Origin of the sequence: Alicyclobacillus sp. TC (assembly GCF_016804365.1) — a bacterium.
GTDB lineage: Bacteria > Bacillota > Bacilli > Alicyclobacillales > Alicyclobacillaceae > Alicyclobacillus_I > Alicyclobacillus_I tolerans.
Genome location: NZ_CP044434.1, coordinates 2671990 through 2695288 on the forward strand (window position 1 = coordinate 2671990; position 23299 = coordinate 2695288).

At 47.0% G+C, this 23299-nt stretch carries 26 protein-coding genes; 3 read left to right on the forward strand and 23 right to left on the reverse strand.

What is annotated here, in order from left to right; genetic code table 11:
- Window positions 1-31: 31 nt before the first annotated feature.
- Genes FY534_RS13065 through FY534_RS13080 form a run of 4 tightly spaced genes read right to left on the reverse strand, consistent with a single transcriptional unit; the run spans window position 32 to window position 2601 of the window.
- Window positions 32-1165, reverse strand: a complete 1134-nt coding sequence (locus tag FY534_RS13065) for an NADH-quinone oxidoreductase subunit D (RefSeq protein WP_203114814.1) — start codon at window positions 1163-1165, stop codon at window positions 32-34.
- Window positions 1149-1703: an NADH-quinone oxidoreductase subunit C gene (locus tag FY534_RS13070; protein WP_203114815.1), complete on the reverse strand. Its 555-nt coding sequence runs from the start codon at window positions 1701-1703 to the stop codon at window positions 1149-1151. The genes FY534_RS13065 and FY534_RS13070 overlap by 17 nt, the downstream gene beginning before the upstream one ends.
- On the reverse strand, window positions 1700-2242 hold the full coding sequence (locus FY534_RS13075) for a NuoB/complex I 20 kDa subunit family protein (protein ID WP_238413573.1): 543 nt from the start codon (window positions 2240-2242) through the stop codon (window positions 1700-1702). The genes FY534_RS13070 and FY534_RS13075 overlap by 4 nt, the downstream gene beginning before the upstream one ends.
- Entirely contained in the window at window positions 2233-2601 is a 369-nt protein-coding gene (locus tag FY534_RS13080) for an NADH-quinone oxidoreductase subunit A (protein WP_072874443.1), read from the reverse strand. Before FY534_RS13080 ends, FY534_RS13075 begins: the two co-directional genes overlap by 10 nt.
- 334 nt (window positions 2602-2935) lie before the next feature.
- Between FY534_RS13080 and FY534_RS13085 the strand changes: the two genes are divergently transcribed.
- On the forward strand, window positions 2936-4399 hold the full coding sequence (locus tag FY534_RS13085) for a class I SAM-dependent methyltransferase (RefSeq protein WP_203114816.1): 1464 nt from the start codon (window positions 2936-2938) through the stop codon (window positions 4397-4399).
- A 67-nt stretch (window positions 4400-4466) separates the two neighbouring features.
- Here FY534_RS13085 and atpC read toward each other — a convergent pair whose 3' ends face one another.
- The 13 genes from atpC to upp all read right to left on the reverse strand — a co-directional run bounded on the left by atpC (window position 4467) and on the right by upp (window position 15360).
- Window positions 4467-4895 (reverse strand): ATP synthase F1 subunit epsilon, encoded by a 429-nt coding sequence (atpC, locus tag FY534_RS13090; RefSeq protein ID WP_238413767.1) that lies wholly within the window; start codon window positions 4893-4895, stop codon window positions 4467-4469.
- 92 nt (window positions 4896-4987) lie between these two features.
- Window positions 4988-6394 (reverse strand): F0F1 ATP synthase subunit beta, encoded by a 1407-nt coding sequence (atpD, locus tag FY534_RS13095; protein WP_072874440.1) that lies wholly within the window; start codon window positions 6392-6394, stop codon window positions 4988-4990.
- 108 nt (window positions 6395-6502) lie between these two features.
- Complete coding sequence (gene atpG / locus FY534_RS13100; protein WP_072874439.1) at window positions 6503-7387, reverse strand: ATP synthase F1 subunit gamma; 885 nt, start codon at window positions 7385-7387, stop codon at window positions 6503-6505.
- A 42-nt stretch (window positions 7388-7429) separates the two neighbouring features.
- The gene (atpA, locus tag FY534_RS13105) at window positions 7430-8938 is read right to left on the reverse strand and encodes a F0F1 ATP synthase subunit alpha (RefSeq protein ID WP_203114817.1); all 1509 of its coding nucleotides are present in this window, start codon (window positions 8936-8938) and stop codon (window positions 7430-7432) included.
- 34 nt (window positions 8939-8972) lie between these two features.
- Window positions 8973-9521: an ATP synthase F1 subunit delta gene (atpH, locus tag FY534_RS13110; protein WP_072874437.1), complete on the reverse strand. Its 549-nt coding sequence runs from the start codon at window positions 9519-9521 to the stop codon at window positions 8973-8975.
- Window positions 9515-10000 carry a F0F1 ATP synthase subunit B gene (gene atpF / locus FY534_RS13115; RefSeq protein ID WP_072874436.1) on the reverse strand — a complete coding sequence of 162 codons (486 nt, stop codon included), beginning with the start codon at window positions 9998-10000 and terminating at the stop codon, window positions 9515-9517. Before atpF ends, atpH begins: the two co-directional genes overlap by 7 nt.
- 105 nt (window positions 10001-10105) lie before the next feature.
- The gene (atpE, locus tag FY534_RS13120; protein WP_072874435.1) at window positions 10106-10342 is read right to left on the reverse strand and encodes an ATP synthase F0 subunit C; all 237 of its coding nucleotides are present in this window, start codon (window positions 10340-10342) and stop codon (window positions 10106-10108) included.
- 133 nt (window positions 10343-10475) lie between these two features.
- The gene (atpB, locus tag FY534_RS13125) at window positions 10476-11237 is read right to left on the reverse strand and encodes a F0F1 ATP synthase subunit A (protein ID WP_072874483.1); all 762 of its coding nucleotides are present in this window, start codon (window positions 11235-11237) and stop codon (window positions 10476-10478) included.
- Window positions 11238-11241: 4 nt separating this feature from the next.
- Window positions 11242-11646, reverse strand: a complete 405-nt coding sequence (locus tag FY534_RS13130; RefSeq protein ID WP_238413574.1) for a hypothetical protein — start codon at window positions 11644-11646, stop codon at window positions 11242-11244.
- Window positions 11643-11846: a hypothetical protein gene (locus FY534_RS13135; RefSeq protein ID WP_238413575.1), complete on the reverse strand. Its 204-nt coding sequence runs from the start codon at window positions 11844-11846 to the stop codon at window positions 11643-11645. Before FY534_RS13135 ends, FY534_RS13130 begins: the two co-directional genes overlap by 4 nt.
- A 376-nt stretch (window positions 11847-12222) precedes the next feature.
- Window positions 12223-13407, reverse strand: a complete 1185-nt coding sequence (locus FY534_RS13140) for an acetyl-CoA C-acetyltransferase (RefSeq protein WP_072874433.1) — start codon at window positions 13405-13407, stop codon at window positions 12223-12225.
- Between the two features lie 157 nt (window positions 13408-13564).
- Window positions 13565-14725 (reverse strand): non-hydrolyzing UDP-N-acetylglucosamine 2-epimerase, encoded by a 1161-nt coding sequence (gene wecB, locus FY534_RS13145; protein ID WP_072874432.1) that lies wholly within the window; start codon window positions 14723-14725, stop codon window positions 13565-13567.
- A 23-nt stretch (window positions 14726-14748) separates the two neighbouring features.
- A complete protein-coding gene (gene upp / locus FY534_RS13150) occupies window positions 14749-15360 on the reverse strand; it encodes a uracil phosphoribosyltransferase (RefSeq protein WP_370541577.1) in 612 nt (203 codons plus the stop codon).
- A 253-nt stretch (window positions 15361-15613) separates the two neighbouring features.
- On the opposite strand from upp, the gene FY534_RS13155 reads away from it, so the two are divergent.
- Together FY534_RS13155 and FY534_RS13160 are read left to right on the forward strand one after the other, a co-directional pair.
- Window positions 15614-16810: an MGDG synthase family glycosyltransferase gene (locus tag FY534_RS13155; protein WP_203114819.1), complete on the forward strand. Its 1197-nt coding sequence runs from the start codon at window positions 15614-15616 to the stop codon at window positions 16808-16810.
- The gene (locus FY534_RS13160) at window positions 16807-18078 is read left to right on the forward strand and encodes an MFS transporter (RefSeq protein ID WP_203114820.1); all 1272 of its coding nucleotides are present in this window, start codon (window positions 16807-16809) and stop codon (window positions 18076-18078) included. Before FY534_RS13155 ends, FY534_RS13160 begins: the two co-directional genes overlap by 4 nt.
- A gap of 65 nt (window positions 18079-18143) precedes the next feature.
- Here FY534_RS13160 and glyA read toward each other — a convergent pair whose 3' ends face one another.
- The 6 genes from glyA to spoIIR form a co-directional block, all read right to left on the reverse strand.
- On the reverse strand, window positions 18144-19388 hold the full coding sequence (glyA, locus tag FY534_RS13165) for a serine hydroxymethyltransferase (protein WP_203114821.1): 1245 nt from the start codon (window positions 19386-19388) through the stop codon (window positions 18144-18146).
- Between the two features lie 30 nt (window positions 19389-19418).
- Window positions 19419-20063, reverse strand: coding sequence for a TIGR01440 family protein (locus tag FY534_RS13170; protein ID WP_238413576.1), 645 nt, complete (start codon window positions 20061-20063; stop codon window positions 19419-19421).
- The gene (locus FY534_RS13175) at window positions 20035-20544 is read right to left on the reverse strand and encodes a low molecular weight protein arginine phosphatase (protein ID WP_203114822.1); all 510 of its coding nucleotides are present in this window, start codon (window positions 20542-20544) and stop codon (window positions 20035-20037) included. The genes FY534_RS13170 and FY534_RS13175 overlap by 29 nt, the downstream gene beginning before the upstream one ends.
- Window positions 20545-20665: 121 nt before the next feature.
- Window positions 20666-21226 carry a manganese efflux pump MntP gene (locus FY534_RS13180; protein WP_238413577.1) on the reverse strand — a complete coding sequence of 187 codons (561 nt, stop codon included), beginning with the start codon at window positions 21224-21226 and terminating at the stop codon, window positions 20666-20668.
- A 143-nt stretch (window positions 21227-21369) separates the two neighbouring features.
- Window positions 21370-22458 carry an L-threonylcarbamoyladenylate synthase gene (locus FY534_RS13185; protein ID WP_203114823.1) on the reverse strand — a complete coding sequence of 363 codons (1089 nt, stop codon included), beginning with the start codon at window positions 22456-22458 and terminating at the stop codon, window positions 21370-21372.
- Between the two features lie 69 nt (window positions 22459-22527).
- On the reverse strand, window positions 22528-23238 hold the full coding sequence (gene spoIIR, locus FY534_RS13190; RefSeq protein ID WP_072874425.1) for a stage II sporulation protein R: 711 nt from the start codon (window positions 23236-23238) through the stop codon (window positions 22528-22530).
- Window positions 23239-23299: the final 61 nt, after the last annotated feature.

Consider the following 23299-nt stretch of genomic DNA (forward strand, 5'->3'; position numbering starts at 1 on the left):
GGACTATTTTGCCATATCCAGAAATTCTGACTCACGCATCCACCTCCCCAAGCACGATATCAACCGCACCAAGAATCGCTATTAGATTGGAGAGACTTTGTCCGCGCAATAATTCTGGAATAAGTTGTAAATTTACAAAGGAAGGCTTGCGGATTTTCATTCGATATGGCTTGTCTTTGCCATCCGCCACAATATAGAAACCAATTTCGCCACGCGCCCCTTCAATACTGGTGTAATACTCTCCAGCAGGAACACGAATCATTTTAGGAACCTTACCAATAACCGGGCCGTCTTTGGGCATTTGTTCTAAAGCTTGCTCAACAATGCGCAACGATTCACGCATTTCTAACAAATGCAAGTAATAGCGATCAAAACAATCGCCATGCTGGCCAACAGGAATTTGAAAATTAAATCTGTCGTAAAGGCTATAAGATTGTTGCTTGCGCAAATCCCAACGAAACCCTGTTGAACGCAGATTGATGCCACTGATTCCATACTCAAGTGCTGTCTTGGTATCAAAGACTCCTATCCCACGTACACGATTGAGAAAAATCTCATTGCCAGTAATCAGGCGGTCGTACATTTCAATTCGTTCGCGCATGAAGGGCAAAAAATCTCGGACATCTTCTAACCAACCTGATGGAGCATCGGCCTTGACACCGCCAATTCGCATATAGTTGTAGGTGAGACGAGCACCGCAAATACGATTGAATAACTGCACGATCCGTTCACGTTCTTGAAAAACGTAAAGAAAGGGAGAAAGTGCACCGAGATCGAGCAAATAGGCACCTACAAAAAGCAAATGAGAAGCTACACGTTGCAGTTCCATGACAATGACGCGCAAGTATTCTGCTCTTTCGGGAACTTCCAGTCCCAACGCCGTTTCTACGGTATGGCAAAACGCGTAATTGTTGAGCATAGAAGCCAAATAATCAAGTCTGTCTGTATAGGGAATAATTTGTGTATACTGCAAATTTTCTGCTAATTTTTCCGTGCCCCGATGTAAATAACCAATCACCGGTTCAGCGTCCACAATGGTTTCGCCGCGCGCTCGAACCAGCATTCGCAACACTCCATGCGTACTCGGATGTTGCGGACCTACGTTCAACAGCATTTCTTCCATGCGTTCGCCTGCTTGCAAGGCCGATTCAAGTCGATGGACCATAGGATTCCTCCTGCGGCTCTACGAAATCTTTACGTAATGGATGACCTGCGTACCCTTCCCAGAGCATAATGCGGCGTAAATCTGGATGACCTGCAAATTCAATTCCTAATAAATCGAACATTTCTCGTTCTTCCCAATTCGCTCCCGGATGTACGGTGGTCAATGTTGGTAAACGAGGACTTTCTTTAGAGACACGAGTTTTAAGGCAAACCATATGCAGCAGGGATGAAGAACGCACGTAACTGACCACTTCCAACTCTTCTCCGTAATCTACCCCTGTATAACAGCTTTGATAGTTTAACTGCCAATCTGGATGTTGTTTGAGATAGGCGTGGACTGTTACAAACTGTTGAGCATCCACCTGTATGCTTGGCACTCCCCGTGCCATTCCTGACTTTATGACACATGATTCGCCAAAGCGACGAACCAACTCTCCTGCTAAATCATCTGCCAACGGATTGGCTTCCACCTCAGCCTCGTGAGACTTTGAAGCCGATTCTTTTTTATCCAATTGGTTTTCTGGCTTAGACTCGCTCACGCGCGCGCCACACTCCTTCTAGCATCGCGACGAATTTTCTTTTGCAGTAAATTCAAACCATAGATGAGAGCGGGCGGTGAAGGCGGACAGCCTGGAATATAAATATCTACGGGGACAACCTGATCGACACCTTTGACCACACTGTAACTTTTCACATAGGGACCGCCTGCTGTCGCACAAGAACCCATTGCAACAACCCATTTTGGTTCTGGCATCTGATCGTAAAGCCGGCGCAACAGCGGCGCCATTTTTTTCGTAACCGTACCTGCCACTATCATGACATCCGACTGACGGGGCGAGGCTCGAAAAATGATGCCAAAACGATCGAGATCGTAATGAGAAGCGCCTGCCCCCATCATTTCAATGGCGCAGCAAGCTAAACCAAACGTCATAGGCCAAAGAGAGTTGCTGCGCGCCCACGCCTTCATTTCCTCCAAAGCGCCTATCAGAATCCCGCCACGGTTGAGTTCTGCATTTTCCTCTGCTGAAAACCCTTCAAATTCAACACGACGCGGTTGCATGCGTGGATTCAATTCCATTCCAGCACCTTCTTTCGCCAAGCGTAGATGAGACCAACAGCCAGGAAGAGAATAAAAAGAACAGCTTCTATCAGTCCAAAAACACCCAGCTGATGACTGGCAACTGCCCAGGGATAAAAAAAGACGGTCTCGACATCAAATACGACAAACAAAAGCGCAAACAGGTAGTAACGCGCATGGTATCGTACATGCGCATCGCCAAACGGTTCCACCCCACTTTCATAACTGCTTTGTTTGGCTTGGGACGGCTTATGCGGCCGCAGGCGTGGACCCAGTACCCAAAGCGATGAAACTGGCAAGAGGATTCCCAAAAGCAAAAAAATAACAAAATATAAATCAGAGTTCCAAATGGATGCCACACCAATCCTCCTCTTTATGGAATTCATTTTCTTTGAGAAAGCCAACCATCCTTGCGTGAATCATGTAAATAATCATGCCATGTTGCTCCTGCAAAAATCTTAAATACATCTGATTTGCTCACAATTATAACATGAATGTCACAAAATTTTTGCTCTAATCGCAACACTCTGATGATTTTCCAATAAATTCATAGTGTTACTTGTTTTGCATTGTACTATCCTTTAGAGTATGCACATATAGAACTTAATTTTTTTTTTGTCTCTCAGCGCTGTTTGAATCTACTCATGACGGATTGAATTTCAGATGCTGACCACTCAGCTAGGAGGATTTTAAGTGTATTCACTGCAAGACTTGCGCGATGTAATTGTCGCACTTTGCGACTCGCCCATTGTCATCAGTCCCTGGCTGGCCTATATACGCTATGGTGTTGATTTTGAAAGCGATGTTTACGAAACCATGCGTGATGAAGCTCATGAATTTTCTCTACTTCATTGGAACGAATCCTACGATATCAATGTATTTGGTACTCTGCCAGTTTCGCCGCGCCTACCAGAAAACGCTTTTTACGAAACGGCTATCTCCACAGCGTATTACTATTCCTACAATCAAGGAAAATCAACGATTATTCATCAAGATGCTGCGAAACAAGCGATTTGGTCATTGACTACTTTTATTGAACAGCACGGGTTTGATAAATTTGTCTCTACTTACGCTTATGTGACTGCCTACGAAAACTATGTAGCACTCAATTATTATGGCGAAATGCGAGAGCTTGACTTTGTTTTTGGAAAATTACACCGTCCTTGGATTACTTACACTTTACGTGACGAATTAATGTTTATGCATGTTCTCGGTGTAGTGGAAGTTTTTATTAAAAACAACACTCGGTATATTCGATTGACCGATTTGGGTAAACAGAGATTTTTTGAAATTCAACATTTTCTTGATGAAGTTGGTTTTTTGAGCTTGCGAAGCAATTTACTCAGAATTTCGTCGTTTAGTGAATTAAATGATTACGATAATATTTTTGATGTCATTTTCCCAATGGGCAAGAAAATTCGTAAACAATTATTGGATTTGGCCATACCCGAGCCAGGCATGAAGGTACTGGAGTTTGGCTGTGGCAGTGGTTCCTTTACTTTGGAGTCAGGGCTTGCAGACACAGTGGGCCCGAAAGGATTAGTTCTTGGTATCGATCCCGCTCCAGGACTGCTGGCACAAGCGAATTACAAAGTAAAAACCGCTCATAAACCGTGGGTACAATTTGTTCACGGAATTGCCGAACATCTCCCTTACGCAGACAATACGTTCGATCTCGTGATTGGTTTTGCTAGTCTTCATTTGACAAATTGGAACAAAGCTATTCGCGAGTTGCGGCGTGTTCTTAAAAAGGGTGGGCTATTTGCGAGTGCCCATCCCATTCATCACCAAGTTGACCTGCCCTTCTTTACAGAATGGTTTGAGCCGATTTTCAAATTGCCGGGCACTACGTTGAATAGTTCTTCAATGCCTTTAGAAAAGGAGATCCCCAACGCTTTGCAAGTCGGATTCTCTGACCTGCAGAGCTTTATCCAAATGGCACCTACGGTGTATGCTCACCCGGAATATGTTGTCCGGTTTCTCATACAATCGGTCGACTTATATGCTAATCGAATGTTACAGCTACCCTGGGGTGAAAGGCAAAAACTATTTGACCACCTCATTGACAGAGGGCAAGAAATTTTGGAGAAATATTCGAAAGAAGAATTAACCGTTGACTATCCTGTACAATTTGTCTTAGCCAGAAAAGTGGAATAAAAGCGGCTTGTCGGTGAAGAATAGTCCTTCACCGGCAAGCCGCTTTTCTTTCTATGCGAGTTTAATTTCAGTTCTCTGTTTGCAGAAGATTGCCGTGTTTTTGCGCCCAATCCAGTGCTTCCAAGCGCAACTCTGCTCTTAGCAGAGCTGCTTCAACATGTTTACGCTCTTCTTCCGTCTCAAGATTTGATGCCAATTTTGCCAATGCACGTTGTTTGGATGCCTCAGCTCTATCTGGATCAATTTCATGAGGAAGTTCAGCAGCGTCTGCCAATATGGTCACAGCGTTGGGCAATACCTCCAAAAAACCACCTGTGACAGGTATTTTAGCCTCGCCGTTTTCTAATTTGATTTTCACCAAACAAGGTTTGACGGTGGTGGCTAAAGGGGTATGTCGAGGCAATATACCCAATTCCCCATAACCGCCTTTTACTGTAACCATGGAAACTTCCCGTTCCAGAAGAACCCTGTCCGGTGTAATGATTTGTAACGGCACCGTACTCAATGTCAGTCCTCCTCGCACCGCGGATCTATACCGTCAACACTGAGAAATAGACCCCTCGTTTCGCGAATTACGGCTAGCCGATTTTAGTCTACTGCACCGTCTTTACGCGCTTTTTCGCGAACTTCTTCGATCACGCCGCAATACCGGAAATAAGTCTCAGGAATATCATCATGCTTACCATCGAGAATTTCACCGAAGGAGCGTACCGTCTCCTTCACAGGCACATATTTACCGGGAATACCCGTGAATACTTCACCGACAAAGAATGGTTGCGACAGGAAGTTTTGAATCTTGCGCGCACGAGCCACGGTCAGCTTGTCTTCATCTGTCAACTCATCCATTCCAAGGATGGCGATGATGTCCTGCAATTCTCTGTATCTCTGCAACACTTGCTGTACGCCGCGAGCTACTCGATAATGCTCTTCACCCACGATATCTGGTGTCAAAGCACGGGATGTTGAGGCAAGCGGATCGACCGCAGGATAAAGACCCATATCTGAAATTTTTCGATCTAGATTTGTTGTTGCGTCAAGATGGGCAAATGTATTAGCTGGCGCCGGATCGGTATAGTCGTCAGCAGGTACATATACGGCTTGAATAGACGTGATGGAACCTTTTACTGTAGAAGCAATACGCTCCTGCAATTGTCCCATTTCTGTTGCAAGAGTAGGCTGGTAACCTACTGCAGAAGGCATACGTCCAAGTAATGCTGATACTTCAGATCCTGCTTGCGTGAAACGGAAAATATTATCTACAAAGAAGAGAATGTCTCTTTCCTCTACATCGCGGAAATATTCCGCAATGGTCAGTCCCGCCAATGCTACCCGCAAGCGAGCACCTGGTGGTTCATTCATCTGACCAAAAACCATGCTAGTTTTATCAATAACTCCAGAGTCTTTCATTTCATGATACAAATCATTACCTTCACGTGTACGCTCTCCGACACCTGCAAACACGGAATAGCCACCGTGCTCTTTAGCAATATTGTGAATCAGCTCTTGAATCAAAACGGTTTTACCTACACCGGCACCGCCAAAGAGTCCAACTTTTCCACCCTTGATGTATGGGGCAAGCAAATCTACAACTTTAATACCTGTTTCAAAAATTTCTGTACGTGTACTCAATTCACTAAAGGAAGGCGCATTGCGATGAATCGGCCATGTCTCGCTCATCTCTACGGGGCCTGCTTCGTCAATTGCCTCACCCAAGACGTTGAAAATTCTTCCCAGTGTAGCTTTTCCTACAGGAACCGCAATGGCGCGACCTGTATCTTCTACCTCTGTACCTCGCACAAGACCATCAGTGGATGACATAGCCACTGTACGTACGACGTTATCGCCTAAGTGAAGGGCTACTTCAAGTGTTAGATGGATAGGATATTCCCCTTGTGTTTCTATGCGCAAAGCGTTGTTCAGTGCTGGCAGTTGTCCTTCTGGAAATCTAACATCGACAACAGGACCAAGCACCTGCACAACCTGTCCTTTATTCACGTCATTCCCTCCTCGCTATGCGGGTCTAAATATGTCATTAAAGACGGGACCCGACTTCATTGAGGAACCTCTCAGTTCACCCAACCTATCACAACTTTGCAAGACGAACTATTCAAGTGCTTGCGCTCCGCTGACCACTTCGACGATCTGGGTAGTAATCGCAGCCTGACGAGCACGATTTAGACTGAGCGTCAATTGTTCGATCATTTCTTTCGCGTTATCAGTCGCATTTTTCATAGCAGCCATACGGGCGGCATGTTCTGAGGCTTTCGCATCAAGAACCGCCTGATAAACAAGCGTTTCCGCATAACGTGGAAGCAATTTGGACAGTACTTCCTGTTCGTCCGGCTCAAATAAATACTGCGGTTTCTTTTGTGTTGGCATTTTGCCCGGTGATGTTTCCTGAATCGCGTGCAAATTTGTGAGCGGTAAAACTTTTTTGACAATAGGTCGTTGAGTTACAGGATTGATGAATTCGTTATAAATAAAGTAAAGTTCATCAAATCTGCCTTCAGCGTAAGCATGGACTACTTTTTCTGCCAAGCTGGCTATCGAACGATATTCCGGGGAATCCGGCAATCCCGTAATTTCGCCATCTATTGGATATCCCGTTTTCCGAAAGAAATCTCTGCCCTTTCGTCCAACTGCAAATATGCTGTATGTCGATTTATCCCGATGTCCAAACTCCTGCAGAGCACGTCGGAAAATTTGCGCATTATACGGACCTGCACGTCCTGTGTCTGACGTGATGACAAGATATCCTGTTCGTTTGACCGGTCGAGAAACCAGTAATGGATGTTTTACAAATCTTGCTGATGCTGCCACACCCTCCAACATATCTTGCATTTTTGCCAAATATGGACGCGCATTAGCAACTGCGCTTTGAACGCGCCGCAACTTTGCAGCAGCTACCATCTCCAAGGCTTTTGTTATCTGTGCGGTACTTCGCACGCTTTTGATGCGCCGACGTATCTCTCTTGGATTTTCCGCCAACCGAAATCACCACCTTTATCCAGCGATGCACCTTCAGGAAAATCAAGCAACAAATGTCGCTTTAAACTTTTGAATTGCTTCTTTCAGCAAGTTTACTGTTTCCTCTGTCAAATCTTTCGTTTCTACTATTGAGCTGTAGATTTGCGGATATTGAGACGAAATGAAGGACAGCCACTCTTGCTCAAACTTACCCACGGCCTGCACATCAATTTCATCCAAATACCCATTGACCGCAGACCAAATGGAAACAACCTGCTTTTCAAATGAAAGCGGATGATATTGAGCTTGTTTAAGAATTTCAGTTGTACGGGCACCACGAACCAATCGCGAGAGCGTCGCTTTATCCAAATCTGAACCAAATTGCGTAAATGCCTGCAATTCTCGGTATTGTGCTAAATCCAAACGTAACGTACCTGCTACTTTTTTCATCGCCTTGGTTTGGGCTGAACTGCCGACACGTGATACGGAGGTTCCCACATTCACCGCTGGCCGTTGTCCTGCGAAGAACAAATCAGATTCCAAAAATATTTGACCATCCGTAATGGAGATGACATTCGTAGGAATATAGGCTGAAATATCGCCCGCCTGCGTTTCAATAAACGGTAGAGCGGTCAGTGAACCAGCGCCTTTCTCGTCACTCAACTTAGCGGCGCGTTCCAATAATCTTGAATGTAAATAAAACACGTCACCAGGGTAGGCTTCACGACCAGGCGGACGGCGCAAAAGCAAAGACATTTCACGATAGGCTGCTGCCTGTTTCGTCAGATCATCATAAATAATCAATGCGTGTTCGCCATTGTACATAAAATACTCACCCATGGCGCAACCAGCATATGGAGCCATAAACAAGAGCGGAGCGGGATCGGACGCATTAGCTGCCACAACAATGGTGTAATCCATAGCTCCATGTCGACGCAACGTTTCTACAACTTGCGCAACTGTGGACTGTTTCTGTCCAATGGCTACATATATACATTTCACACCTGTGTCTTTCTGATTAATGATGGTATCAAGTGCAATTGCCGTTTTACCCGTTTGTCTATCGCCAATAATCAACTCGCGCTGACCACGTCCAATAGGTATCATTGCGTCAATGGCCTTGATACCCGTCTGCAACGGTTCATGGACTGATTTACGATCTATAACCCCTGGAGCACGCGACTCAATATTACGAAATTGCTTAGCTTCAATTGGACCGCGGTTATCCAAAGGCTGTCCTAAAGGATTGACGACCCTGCCAAGCAACTCTGGACCGACTGGAACTTGTGCAATCCGTCCTGTTCTACGGACTTCGTCGCCTTCTTTAATGCCATCAACTGACCCTAAAACAATAATACCCACATTGTCTTCTTCAAGGTTAAATGCCATGCCGTAAGTGCCATTCTGAAATTCCACCAATTCCCCAGCCATAACGTTGTCCAACCCATAAAGGCGGGCAATACCGTCACCAACCGTCAATACGACGCCCGTATCATAAACCTTGACGTCCGACTGAAATTCTTCAATTTGTTTTTGTATCAGCCGACTAATTTCGTCAGGTCGAATGCTCAATTTGGTCACTCCTTCACGAGACCTCTGAAATTCGTTACGCCCTTTGTAACACCTGTGCTTGCGCGGCAAATTGTTGAAGAGCCCCTGTCACAGTAGCATCTAAAAGACGATTGCCAAGGCGCGCGCGATAGCCACCCAGTAAATCTGGAATTACTGAGATTGTTGAACGTACGGATTTTCCCAACAAAACAGCTAATTTTTGTTCGATCTCGGTTTTTTCTTCTTCTTTCAATGGACGCGCTGTCTGAATTTCAATCTCGACAATATTTTGCGCCTCATCTGCCATTTTCTTAAATTCCTGATAGAACAAATCAACGTATTCTGAACGTTTATGTTCAAAGAGAACGAAGAGAGCTCGATAGGTTAGTTCGTCCACATTTGTTGCAAATACGGATTTCAGAAAGGCTTTCTTTTGTTCGGGAGAAAGCAAAGGATGTTCAATCAGTATCCTTGCGTCTTTAAAATCTTGTAGCAACTGGGAAACTTGTTGCAAACTTGTTTGTACAGCTTGTACTTGCTGTTGTTTCATTGCCAGGTTAAAAAGAGCTCGCGCGTATCGTCTGGCAATTGATGTGTTCAGCATACGAGCTCACCTAGTTTCTGTTCTGCCTCTTTGATCATTTCAGCATGAACCTGCTCATTGGCGTAACTATGCAGCAACTTGCTGGTAAGCTGAACTGATAGTTCCGTCATACGTTGCATCGCCTGATTCATCGCTTCTGCCCGTTCGCGTTCAATTAACTCTCTGCCTTCAGCGAGAATGCGAGCAGCTTCTTCCTGAGCTTCTTTGAGCATCTGCCGAGCTTGTTCATCCGCTCTCTGCCGAGCAGCATCAAGAATATTTTTAGCTTCTTGGCGTGTTTGCTCCAGTAATTTTCTTTGCTCTTCCAGCAGTCGTTCTGCTTCATGACGATTTTTCTCTGCATCTTCCAATTGTGAGGTTACATAGACACGACGCTGTTCCATCACATTTGCTAAAGGTTTAAAGCCTACTTTGGAAATAATCCAGAATACGATTAAAAATGAAATGATGGAAACTATAAACGTTCCTAATTCAAACACTTACGTCACTCCCTTCTGGGTGAGACCTTCAGCCAGGCGGCAAGCTCTGCGCCGCCGCCTTGAAAATCTTTTACCGGGCACAAAGAACACTGTGCCGCACAAGGATTACAGAGCGCCTTGAGTGAAAAGCATGATGATACCGAAAGCCAACGCAATAACCGGGAAAGCTTCAACAAGAGCAACACCAAGCAATGCGCTGGCAAAAATGGTTCCACGCGCTTCTGGCTGTCTCGATACACCTTCTACATATTTGCTCATAACCAGACCGTCGCCCACACCGGAACCTACGGCTGCCAAACCCAGCAACAATGCTACCGCAATATCAAAAATCGCCTTTACCATTCGTTTGTTCCTCCTCGCTCCGCGTCCTTTAAACAATCTATAGAAGAAGACTGTTCTTTTGCGGAAATAAGTAATTGATGATTCCTGTTTTTCACTCAATGAAGCATGTACAAAGATGCTGTTGAATAATGATTTAATGATGCTGATGACCTTCAAATGATTTATTTCCAACATACAGACACATCAGAATAGAAAAGACATATGCCTGTATGGTGCTAACAAACGCTGAATACAAAAGCCACACAATGGTTAACGGCAATGTTAGAGGTACCCAGCCAAAGAGTCTCGGCGCCGAAACCAACACATTCAACAATGCCTCTCCAGCAAAAATATTGCCATAAAGACGCATGCCGTGCGTAAGCGGATTTGTAATTTCTTCTATAATCGCCAAAGGAGATGGCTTGTAAAAATGAATGAGCCATTGTTTGGGATGCCTGAGACCACGCGCATGTGCTAAAAGCCAAACCATGACTGCCAGACCAAGCGTCATACTCATATTGGCTGTTGGCGAATCAAACAGTTCTACAATGCCCTTCGATTGAGCAAAATCCTGCGGCGTTATACCCCAATGCTGAATCGGATGGTGAATATGCACAGCAACAATCGCAATCAGGCCGAGCCAGTTTGCAACAAATAAGAAGAACAACATGGTAAAGGCAAGCGGTAAAATAAACCGCACCGCTTGTTCCGTCGGCATCGTATCACGCGCCATATTGGCAGCAAACTCAGCTGCCCATTCCAACATGTTTTGAAGTCCGCGAGGATTTCGCATATCCAACCGGCGCAAGCCAACACGCATCACAATGATGACAATTAGCCCTGTCAGAAAAATCATGGCGATGGTTGTCAAATTGATTGGAAACGTGTGTCGAAAGAGCGTCGGAAAAGCTGGCACCTCATCACCTGCTTTCACTGGAAGTGGTATCTTGGTTCTTGGCATACCCGTAGAGACCTGCAAAGATGAGCACGAATCCGAATAAAAATCCCACCAACGCCATGTAGGGGTTGAAGATATGGCGCCATTTAGCCGCTATCACCATAACCACTACAAGCGCGGCAAAGCGAATCACCATGCCTAGCATACCGGACAAAAAAAGCGGTGCACCCGACGAACGACCATCCGGTTGCCCCCCGCGTATCATGGATAGCACAACGACTGCTCCTCCTAATTCTCCGAGCAACAAGCCGTTTATCCAGACACGCCAGTGCGCAATGACCAACCACAATAGCGCTGTTACGACAAAAATCGCCACACCTGTCCATTGTATAGCCTTCAGTCGCGCTTGCAATCCATCCCGCTTCACGGCGACTCATCCCCTAACAACTTTTTGATGAGGAACGCCAGTCCCGAAACGCCAACCGCCACTCCAAGCAGCACGCCGCCAAACGTCAACCACATCTGATGAATTTCAACTGCCAGGCGATGGCCCAAGTAACCAAAAACGATGACGCTCACCGCGAGTTGCATGGTAGCACCGGAATAAACTGCAAACGTTTTCCACATGCTAGGCTCTCGTCTTGACTTTTCTCGCCGCCGATTAGAACGCCGGTCGTTTTCGAATTTGTACACCACCCACGTAGATATGAAAAGAGAGGCGAAACTGATAAGAATCGCAGTCTAGCGCGGTTTAGTCCGGGCCAGGAAGATAGTGATACTTTTCCCATCCTGCCCATTAGGGAGCTGATGTAACCTCGAATACGGGATAAAATACCTTACGTTTGCGTATTTTTCCCTTTCTCTATGGTGGGATGCCCGAACCCTCGCCTATAGTACACTAGAAAAAAAACAAGTGTCAACGCAAAAACCCGAAATTCCGGCGTTTTCAGCCAAAAATAGCGTTTTGTTCACAAAAAATCCGACTTTTCTTTGATTTACTCACTTATAGTCGCTCAACCACCATAGCGACTCCCTGTCCGCCACCAATACAAAGTGTTGCCAAACCATAGCGAGCTTGCCGACGTTTCAGCTCATGCAACAGTGTAACAAGAATTCTCGCTCCACTTGCGCCAATCGGATGTCCCAGGGCAATTGCACCACCGTTCACATTCACCCTATCCATGGGAAACTGTAAGTCTCTTGCTACAGCAAGAGATTGGGCAGCAAATGCTTCATTCGCTTCAATGAGATCGATTTCATCTATGGACAAGCCCGCTTTACGAAGTGCTCTTTGCGTAGCTTCAATCGGTCCAAGACCCATCACTTCTGGCTGCACGCCTGCTGACGCGTAGCTGACAACTCGAGCCATGGGCTCTAATCCATGCAGCTTGGCAGCACTCTCACTAGAGACAACTAAAGCTGCCGCTCCATCATTGATACCGCTTGCGTTCCCAGCAGTAACCGTACCTTCTTTACGAAAAGCCGGACGCAATTTAGCCAATCCCTCAATCGTTGTATCCGGGCGAATAAATTCATCTTCCGATACAGTAAGCGTCATTCCTCGTTTTTGCGGCACAGCCACCTCTACTATCTCATCCGCAAATCGCCCGGCTGCCAAAGCTGCAGCTGCACGCTGCTGGCTCTGGACGGCAAACGCATCCTGTTCTTCACGCGTAAGGCCATAGCGAGAAGCGATATTTTCCGCCGTGATCCCCATATGAACATCACAAAACGCGCACCAAAGCCCATCTCGAATCATGCTGTCGACTACGTTACTATCACCCATTCGATAGCCTTTACGTACACCTTCGAGCAAATATGGAGCATTGGACATGCTCTCCATCCCGCCAGCCAGAAGCACATCCGCATCTTCAGCCCGAATGGCTTGCGCGGCTAACATCACCGCTTGCAATCCACTCCCACATACTTTGTTGATGGTCATGGCTGGTATACTATCGCCAAGGCCCGAGCGAATCGAAGCTTGCCGAGCCGGATTTTGTCCCAATCCCGCCTGCAAAACGTTGCCCATCAACACCTCTTCAACTGCATCCAAAGGCAAACCCGTACGTCGAACAGTCTCTCGCAACACTAAAGCACCGAGATCGACCGCAGAAAGCGGCGCCAAAGCCCCCATAAAATTACCAATCGGAGTTCGCACGGCTCCTGACAAAACTACTTCACGACCCATTTGGATTCCATCCCTTCTTCCAAACCAAACTCAAATACCTATTCTCTTTCATCTATTATTGTAAGCGCATCCACATGAATAGGAAAGCAAGTTTCCATCCATTCTTCACTTCTCACTCAGCGAAATTTGTTGAATAAAAGGCGGAAATACATCCGCCCTATGCCTGTTCATGATTTTCATTATAGACAAATGCCTTAGGTCGATCACGATGCCCAAAGTAATGCAAAATCGCTTCGACGATTCGCTCTGACGCTTTTCCATCACCATATGGGTTTTTGCGCCCAGCCATATCCTTGTAAAATTCTTGATCCGTCAACAAACGACTGGCTGTTTCATAGATTTCCTTTTCGTTCGTCCCCACAAGCTTTAACGTGCCCGCTTCAATGCCTTCCGGACGTTCTGTTGTATCACGCAGAACGAGAACAGGAATGCCCAGCGACGGCGCCTCTTCCTGAATCCCGCCTGAATCTGTCAGAATCAATTTGGCTCTCGCCATAAAGTTGTGATTATCCACAATGCCGAGCGGATCAATTAAATGGATACGTGGATGACCGCCCAACATGGTAAATACCGTATCCCGTACACTGGGGTTGAGATGCACCGGATAAATCAGTTGAACATCGGTGTGGGACTCCACTAAACGAAGCACTGCCGAACAAATGTTACGCAACGGTTCACCCAGATTCTCTCTACGATGCGATGTCATATAAACCAATTGACTATGGGGAGGTAATTGTTCGAGAATCGGGTGACGATAGGTTGAATAGACGGTTGTCTTCATTGCATCAATGGCTGTATTGCCAGTCACATAAATAGCCTCATCAGGCTTCCCTTCTCGCCGCAACTGTTCAGCCGCCAAATCGGTTGGCGCAAAGAAAAGGTCGCTGAGCACATCGGCCAGTTGACGATTCATTTCCTCTGGAAAGGGACTGTATTTGTCGTATGTACGCAAGCCCGCTTCCACATGACCAATGGCTACCTGTTGATAGAAAGCAGCCAGAGCAGCAGCAAACGTGGTTGTTGTGTCTCCATGCACAAGAACAATGTGCGGACGCCGCTTGGCAATGACTTGTTCAATACCTTCCAACGCCTTGCGTGTAATCGTACCCAGTGTCTGCTGAGGTTCCATAATATCCAGATCGTCATCAGGCTCAACCGCAAACACATTCAAAACTTGATCGAGCATTTCGCGATGCTGAGCGGTCACGCATACGATGCTCTCCACCAGTGGCTCTGACTCCAACGCCTTGACGAGCGGAGCCATCTTGACAGCTTCCGGCCGCGTCCCAAAGACCGTCATGACACGTATTTTCTCCACTCTTCCACTCCTCTCGCTGTTCATCAAAATGTGCCGTACAGACGATCTCCTGCATCGCCAAGCCCAGGAACAATATAACCTTTCTCATTCAAACCTTCGTCAATAGCTGCCGTATATATGTCTACGTCCGGATGGTCTGTTTGGATTTTTTTTATGCCCTCCGGTACAGCTACCAATACCATTAATTTAGGATGTACAGCACCATGTCGTTTGACGACCGTTAGCGCAGCAGATGCGGACCCTCCCGTAGCAAGCATAGGATCCACCACAATCACGTCGCGTTCCTGCAAGTTACTGGGGAGTTTGCAGTAATATTCAACAGGCTGAAGTGTATCGTGATCGCGATACAGCCCAACATGACCTACCTTGGCAGCTGGGATAAGGTTCAAGATGCCATCCAACATACCGAGCCCTGCCCGTAAAACTGGCACAAGCGCCAGTGTCTTGCCGGCAATCACCCGGAATTGGGCATTCGTTACCGGGGTTTCTATGGTAACCTCCGCCAATGGCAAAGAACGTGTCAATTCGTAGGCCATCAACATAGCCACTTCCTGAAGAAGCGCACGAAATTCTTTTGTGCCTGTACGTTTATCACGCATGAGCGTCAGTTTATGTTCGATTAACGGATGCTCCATGACATGGATTGTTCCCACCAACTCTACCCTCTTTCTATGGCAAGCGTTTTGCACCAACCCATCCGCTCATTTGTTGAAACTGTCTTATTGTCCCGCCCATTATAGCAGAATCTCCTCAACGGTCGAAGAAAAGATATGATCAGCCGATTATTTTTTGGAGAAAGGTTTACAGGTTGCCCAGAATGTCGAAAATGGAGGTAGCATCTTCCTCCCTCCACTGGGAGATGAAACTATTCGCGAGAGGTGCGATTCCATGGCGCGATTGTCGCGACTCCTTATCCTTTCCGCTGCATACGGAGAAGGCCATCAGCAAGCCGCGCGCGCCGTTGAGGCGGCCGTTACAACACTCTGTCCAGAAGCGGATGTACAAATTCTCGATTATTTGCATGATGTCCATCCAAGATTGGACGCCATGGCCAAATACTTTTACCTGCAAAGTGTCAAATATGCACCCACTCTTTATAAATGGTTCTATCAGAGTACCAGCCAGTTGACTCCACAATCACTCATTCAGCGGCAATTGAATTCCTTGGGCATCGAAACACTGGCTGCTACACTTCACAATTTTCGACCCAATATTGTTCTAGCCACTTTTCCCACACCAGCAGGCGTGGTTTCTATGCTGAAACAGCAAGGCCGTACCAACATTCCGCTGACGACACTGATTACTGACCATGCTATTCACAGCCAGTGGATTCACCCGCAGACTGACTTATATTTCGCGCCATCCAACTACGTCCGCGAAGGTTTAATGGAACGGGGCACTTCGCCCGATCGCGTTGAAGTAACAGGCATTCCTGTGCGTGAAGCTTTTTGTCGCCCATGGAATAAAGCTGAACTGCGTCGAGAACTTGAACTGTCTGAAGAGAAACCGATATTGCTCTTGATGGGCGGCGCTTATGGAGTTCTGGGCGATCTCGGTCAAGTAGCTTTGCAGCTTGCCAAGTACAGCAATCAATTACAGTTAATTGTCGTTGCTGGAAAGAACGAACGCCTGTACCAGCAGCTTTGCGGTATGCCAGAACTAGCTGAAGCGGGTGTCAAGATATTCGGATTTGTGCGTGATGTCTATCGCCTGATGGCTGCTTCCGACCTGATGCTGACCAAAGCTGGCGGTTTGACCGTCAGTGAATCCATGGCTCTGGGCCTGCCGTTGATTATTTATCGACCTATCCCTGGCCAGGAAATTCAGAACTGCCATTATCTTACCAAGGCTGGCACAGCCTGTTTAGCTCGTAACCAACAGGAAATTGTAGACATCTCGCTTCGATTGCTGATTGACAATCCAGAGGAAATTCGCAAAATGCGTCAACGAGCTTTGGCTATCCGACACGTTAACGCTGCAGAGGTGATTGCCCAACGTTTAATAGCTTTGGCCAACGGTCGAATCGTCTATCCCACACCGAAATTTGCAACTATGTCTGCCAATTCAACAGGTGTTGTCCGGTGAGTACACAGGAAAAATCGCAAAGGCGCTGGCTGAACATTATTCCTCGTGATTTTCCGCTGGCGCTCGTCAGCATTTTTTCTGCCCTCTCACTCTCAGAGTTGGTGCGAGGCGCATTGACTTTTTCCGTCCTGCCAACCTATGGAAGCGGTGTCCTCGGCTTGCCTGTGGAAATCACAGCACTCGCTATTTCACTGCACTACCTGATGGATACGTTGTTCCGTACACCTTTCGGTTGGATGATCGATCGCATTGGGCCTCGCTACCCGCTCATGGCAGGCTTTGTGGCTGCACTTTGTGCTGTTATTTTCATGTTTCAAGCCAGAACTGGCGCTATGCTGTTGCTGGCCGCTATGCTCTTTGGCTTTGGTGTTTCGCCCATGTGGCCTGCTGCCATGTCAGCCATCGCTCATCGTATTGAGCCTCAAGAGCGTGCCTCTTATGTTGGTTATTTATACTTATTTTGGTTATGCGGCACCGGGCTTGGTCCAGTGCTGGCCAATTTGTTGATTGCTCGATCTTATCCAGCTGCGTTTCTTGCTCTTGGCTTGGCGGATGGTCTAGGCTTGTTGGTGGTTCTACTCTTTGTTCATAATCGACAATACCGTGCACATGACTCAATGCGCATATCCAACAAATACAGCTGGCAAAACCGCATTCAAAGCATTTTGACCAATGTACGCGAGGCTTCTTATTTATTCCCGGGAATGTTTGCCCAGACCTTTGCCATTACATCTCTGGTACCGATTCTCTCTTTGTACGCAAAGCTAGAACTGCACTTGTCACCCATCTACTATACAGGAATTCTTGTCTCAGGCGGCGCCTTGACAGCACTGACACTCATTCCTGCAGGTAAATTGGTCGATCGTTTCGGGGCGCGATACTTTCTCATTTTCGGCTTTGGAACGGCTGCTTTTGCACTGATTGTTTTCTCGTTTTACCATTCGCGTCTGGCCACATATCTAGTCGTCGCCTTTATTGGCATCGCCTATGGATTTGTTCTGCCAAGCTGGAATAAAACTGTGGATACGCATATCGATCCCGATAAGAAGGCTACGCTCTGGGGAATTTTTATGACTGTAGAAGGAATCGGATCGGCCGTCGGTCCTTATGTGGGTGGATTGGTTTGGCAAACTCTCTCTCCAGAAGCCCCCTTTTGGGTGGCTGGGAGTGTTATTCTTTTAATTTGTTTACTCTACATCTTTGTACCTTTACAGAAAAAAGACGGTGGCAGAGAATCCATTCGCCACCGCCAACGCAGTACCTTTTAGAATCTATGTCTTTCCTATTTTGAAAGAACCTCTAGATGCCACAGCCTTGGCTGTGGTATTTGTTTTTAAATGGTGAGATCTGGATAAAGCGGGAAGCGGGATGTCAAGGCGCTCACGCGACTTTTCGCTTCTGCTTCGCCAGCTTCTGTCCAATCTTTTTGCAAAACGAGCGAGAAAACTGATGCAATCTCACGCATTGCTTGCTCGTCCATGCCACGCGATGTGACGGCCGGAGTGCCGACACGAATACCGCTTGTAACCATGGGACTCGCCGGATCGAAAGGAATAGTATTCTTATTCACTGTAATGCCCACTTGATCGAGCCGTTTTTCTGCTTCTTTACCGCTCAATTCACGGCTTCGCAAGTCAATGAGCACCAAATGATTGTCAGTGCCACCAGAGACCAGTTGAAATCCTTCCTGAAGGAGAGCTTCAGCTAAAGTTTTTGCATTCTTGACAACTTGCTCGGAATACGTTTTGAATTCTGGTTTCAACGCTTCACCAAAAGCAACGGCTTTCGCGGCTATCACATGCATCAGCGGGCCGCCTTGTATACCAGGAAAGATGGATTTGTCTATGGCTTTGGCGAATTCCTCCTTGCAAAGAATCATGCCGCCGCGCGGACCACGCAATGTTTTGTGCGTAGTTGTGGTCACAAACTGCGCGTGCGGTACAGGAGACGGATGCAATCCTGTTGCCACAAGACCGGCAATATGAGCCATGTCAACCATCAAGTAGGCTCCCACTTCATCCGCAATTTCGCGCATTTTAGCAAAGTCTATGATTCGCGGATAGGCGCTCGCACCAGCCACCAACATTCTGGGACGGTGTTCTTGAGCCAATCTGCGTAATTCTTCATAGTCAATACGTTGCGTCTTTTCGTCTACACCATAGGAAATAAACTCGTAAAGTTGTCCTGAGAAATTAACTGGACTACCGTGCGTCAAATGTCCGCCATGCGAGAGATTCATGCCGAGCACTTTATCTCCTGGCTTGAGCACAGCAAAATAAACCGCCATATTGGCCTGCGCTCCGGAGTGAGGCTGCACATTGACGTGCTCCGCACCAAACAATTGCTTGGCGCGATCGCGAGCGATATTCTCGACGATATCAACATATTCACAACCACCATAATAGCGACGTCCTGGATATCCTTCGGCGTACTTATTCGTTAGCGGACTTCCCATAGCTTCCATAACAGCCGGACTGACAAAATTTTCAGAAGCAATCAATTCAATGTTGTTACGTTGACGGTTTAACTCTTGCTGCATAGCCGCAGCCAACTCAGCATCATACTGGCTCAAGTTCATTCGTCCGTCTCTCTCCTTTATGCTGGCTACCTATTTTGCCAACCAACGTTTTTCAGCTTCTTCCCTACTGTAAACAGCGCGCATGCCACCAATCAACGGCGGCCTTGTCCTAGCCAGCACCAAATGCGCATGACCAATGGACTGGACAGAAACACGTACAGGAACCGCGACTGGTTTCAAATGCATACCGATTAAAGTGTCACCAATGTCCACACCCGCATCGGCCGCAATGGCAGACACCAGACAGGCATCGCTCATTTTACGATAGGCTGCAGCTGCTACCGCACCCCCCGCACCCGGCACGGGTATAGCAGAAACCTCCTGCCAACCATGCGTCATCGCCAATTGGCGGCTGACGACCAGCGCCCGGTTCAGATGCTCACAGCATTGAAAGGCGAGTTGACAGCCTGTTTCCGACGACCATTGCAGGAAAATATCAACTATCTGCTGACCAATGGCCATTGAGGTTGCCGTCCCAATTCGTTGACCTGCCACCTCACTGCTTGAAGCTCCTACCACCAAGACTTGCCCAGTTCCCAAGCAAGCCAGTTGTTGAAACTCGTCCAAAATGGCGCGCAACGGTTCTGCAATATTTAAATTTTGCTGTTGTCTGTCCACGACTTGTGGAGATGGATGGTCACAAGAATCACTCTCTGTTGGCAGCATTCTTTCCATCTTCACCGCCCTCCTCTGAAGATTGCGGCAAAAGGCGGATCATTTCCCTGATCAATTCTTCCAATTGGGCAGCGCACGCCTCATACGCCTCGTCACACTGTCCGAACGGATCTACAATATCATACCCAGAGCCATCGCGATCGACCTTTTTCACAAATTCCGATAAAGTATAAATTTTCTCCGCAGCATCTGGAAATTTTTCAAGCATCGCTTGTTTATGGGCTTCTGTCATGGTAAAAATGAGATCCGCTTCCTTAACCATGGCATCCTCCACAGGCTGAGAAGCGTGATGTCCGACCACCACTTGGCGACGCAACAACGCATCTACTGCCGATCGCGACATCAGTTGACCTGGAAATGCATACAATCCTGCTGAACGAACCGTATGGTGAAGTCCCAGTTTGGCTATCTCATGACGAGCTAACCATTGAGCCATCGGACTTCGACATGTATTCCCTGTACAAATAAACAGCAGATTCATTGGCTATAGACACCTCGCACAATCATCGCTTAGGGGCGACGAATTGCCTGGTAAGTTAGATGGTGAAAAGGAGTGCATGTCGCACTCCATCTTCTTGCCATTGTATCCTCTTTCTATAAACTTACTCAAATAAAAATCGCAAGCCAAGAAAAATCAGCAAAAGCGAACCAAACAACTCTCCAAGCCAGCCTGACCAGCCTGAAGCTTTTTTCCCTAAATATAAACCTGCTCCTGTCATGACCGCACCCGCTACGCCAAACGCAAACGCCGAAACTATACCGTATGTGGCCGAACGCAAGCCAAGCGTAAAGCCAACGGACAAAGCATCAATGGATACTCCCGATGAAAAAAGCAAGAGAGAAAGCAAACTGTTGCCTCTTCTTCTGACAGTTTCTCTTTTTTTATGAAAACTCTCAAAAAGCATGTGGATTCCTAGACCAATTAACAAAAATGCTCCAAACCCTTTTGCAATTTGTCCAACTTTTGCTTCTACCCAAAATCCTACCCAAAGACCCAGGAGAGCAAAAACAATATGAAAGAGACCGATGCATATGCACATCTGAATCGCCCGCTTGCGATTGATCCCGTTTAAGCCCATGCCGATGGATAGTGAAAAAGAATCCATTCCAAGCGCGATCGACATCATGGCAATATTGAGCAAATCTCTCATGGAAAAAGGCACATGCACCCTCCTCAGGCAACAAAAGAACATCTCTGCCCAGAAGCATGGCTCGAGCAGAGAATGTTTCTATGAACTGCTTCCTTGTAAGGAGAGTATGCACCTATCCGGACAAACATGATGAATCATGTCGGCAAAGAGATGGCTTAGGATGATTCAGCGTGCCATAATCGACCTTCCGTTGCCTTCAAGAGTCGATTATGAATAGCTGTTCCGAGAGGATGAAATGCACTTGGGGCAAACACATAAAGTGCTTCCAAATGAGCTGTATCCGCTTCACGCATACTGCTGTATAGCTTGGCTGCAAAAGAAGGCGCATAGCTCCCTTCCTCTCCTTCTATCCAGCAGGTCCAAACAGGAGAAGGTTGCAGCAAGTCTGCTAATGTTTGAAAATTCCGGGGCGCGATGAGGCCAAATCGTTGAATGGATGACTGCAATAACGCCTGTTGCATAGCTGATTGAACGGACTCTACATTGCCCCACCAAGCGCTGACTGGTGTATGTGGCGCATAGTGTCGATATTTCATACCCGGAGCCAGTGGCGTTCCACCTTCTTGGAAACCTGTAGAAACCGTTACTGGCAACCCTGTGGCATCCTCTAGCATGGCGGCCGTAATCGCTCCTGGACGATAAATATGTATGCTCTCTTCCTGCACCGCTGCTACGGTAGATTCAATTCCCCACTCACAAGATCCACCTTCCACCAACACATCAAGATGATCCGCCAAATCAAGCAGGACAGTTTCTGATGTGGTAGGACTCGGCAAGCCAGAACGGTTAGCACTCGGAGCAGCTACTGGCACTCCAGACAGACTGAGCAGAAGTTGCGCAACAGGATGATTGGGTACACGAACACCAATCAAGGTCTGGCCAGGATAAACGTTTCTCGCAATAGTCCTTGCTGGCGGTAACAGCAAAGTGAGCGGTCCGGGCCAAAAGGATTCTATCAGTCGTTTTTCGTGCGGGCGAATACGTGCTATATCAACAGCTGACGAGATGGCTTCAACATTGGGTAGATGGACAATGAGCGGATTGTCAGCCGGTCTCCCTTTGGCTTGAAAAATACGCAGAATGGCTTCCTCCAGATTGGCATTCGCGCCCAATCCGTAGACCGTTTCTGTAGGGAAGGCAACTAAGCCGCCCTGTCTCAGAGCGGCAGCAGCAGGGGATAACAGCCTGATTGCCTGGGTTTTGTTCTCTCGCGCCATACTTACACTTACTTGGATGCGCTGCACACTCTGCTACCTCCTTTACGATGGGGTTTGTTTCCCAGCGAGTGATTTTATCCGGCTTGCACATGTTTTTTAGATGGACCACTGGTGAACCAATGTATGCCATAGCTCTTCTCCATAGTCAACTACAGCCAGCCGTACCTGAACCTTCTCTTCTTTGCCGTTGGGACCCATCATATTGAGGACCTCAAGAGGAGGTAAATCCGGAAAACTCCCTGTATTCGGAACCGCGTCACCCTCAGCAATATCGACAAAACAGAGAGGCGGGAAAAGGACGCACCACCAATTGGCACCTTGTCCCTTTCCGAGAATAATGCGTAACGCTTCATAATTACCGGCTGGATAAATTTGATTCCCATAAATTTTAGTAGGAAAAGGAACTTTGCCTATATTGGTTTGCACACCGTATGTAAAGCCATGCTCACGAGTCACCTTTAAGGCAATTTGCTCAATATCTGCTTCGTGTTCTTCCAAGATACGCCGAGCCTCTGCAGAACTCGTAACTCCTTTTAACCATTTTCCTACTTGCAGGACTATAGCATTGCGTACTTCCCGTTTCAATTGTTGATCTTGAGGACTATCGCTGTTTGCAATAATTCTTAAACGGAGCGCCTCTTTAGGAATGGGTGCATCATGAGGCACGGCAAAATCAATGGATTGAATCTTCGCTGTTGACATATCGGTTACAGCGCTGTTCGTCGAAGCTGTGCTCGTTTCCAAAAGATGTCCAGCTACACAGATACCACCCACAATTGTTGCCAATACCATCATTCTACGCCACATTCCTATTCGCCTCCCTATCTTCTCTAGCAAAAGTCTGCCCAGAAAAAGATAGGTTTAAACC

What these genes read in the sequence shown, in the direction of transcription:
- atpE (WP_072874435.1), bottom strand. Translation starts at nt 10,342, where the DNA reads ATGGTAAAGGCGATTTTTGATATTGCGGTAGCATTGTTGCTGGGTTTG.
- FY534_RS13135 (WP_238413575.1), bottom strand. Translation starts at nt 11,846, where the DNA reads ATGTGGAAAACGTTTGCAGTTTATTCCGGTGCTACCATGCAACTCGCG.
- spoIIR (WP_072874425.1), bottom strand. Translation starts at nt 23,238, where the DNA reads ATGTGGCGTAGAATGATGGTATTGGCAACAATTGTGGGTGGTATCTGT.
- FY534_RS13170 (WP_238413576.1), bottom strand. Translation starts at nt 20,063, where the DNA reads ATGGAAAGAATGCTGCCAACAGAGAGTGATTCTTGTGACCATCCATCT.
- atpH (WP_072874437.1), bottom strand. Translation starts at nt 9,521, where the DNA reads ATGCTGAACACATCAATTGCCAGACGATACGCGCGAGCTCTTTTTAAC.
- FY534_RS13155 (WP_203114819.1), top strand. Translation starts at nt 15,614, where the DNA reads ATGGCGCGATTGTCGCGACTCCTTATCCTTTCCGCTGCATACGGAGAA.
- FY534_RS13175 (WP_203114822.1), bottom strand. Translation starts at nt 20,544, where the DNA reads ATGAATCTGCTGTTTATTTGTACAGGGAATACATGTCGAAGTCCGATG.
- FY534_RS13140 (WP_072874433.1), bottom strand. Translation starts at nt 13,407, where the DNA reads ATGGGTCGTGAAGTAGTTTTGTCAGGAGCCGTGCGAACTCCGATTGGT.
- FY534_RS13065 (WP_203114814.1), bottom strand. Translation starts at nt 1,165, where the DNA reads ATGGTCCATCGACTTGAATCGGCCTTGCAAGCAGGCGAACGCATGGAA.
- FY534_RS13075 (WP_238413573.1), bottom strand. Translation starts at nt 2,242, where the DNA reads ATGGAATTGAATCCACGCATGCAACCGCGTCGTGTTGAATTTGAAGGG.
- glyA (WP_203114821.1), bottom strand. Translation starts at nt 19,388, where the DNA reads ATGAACTTGAGCCAGTATGATGCTGAGTTGGCTGCGGCTATGCAGCAA.
- upp (WP_370541577.1), bottom strand. Translation starts at nt 15,360, where the DNA reads ATGGAGCATCCGTTAATCGAACATAAACTGACGCTCATGCGTGATAAA.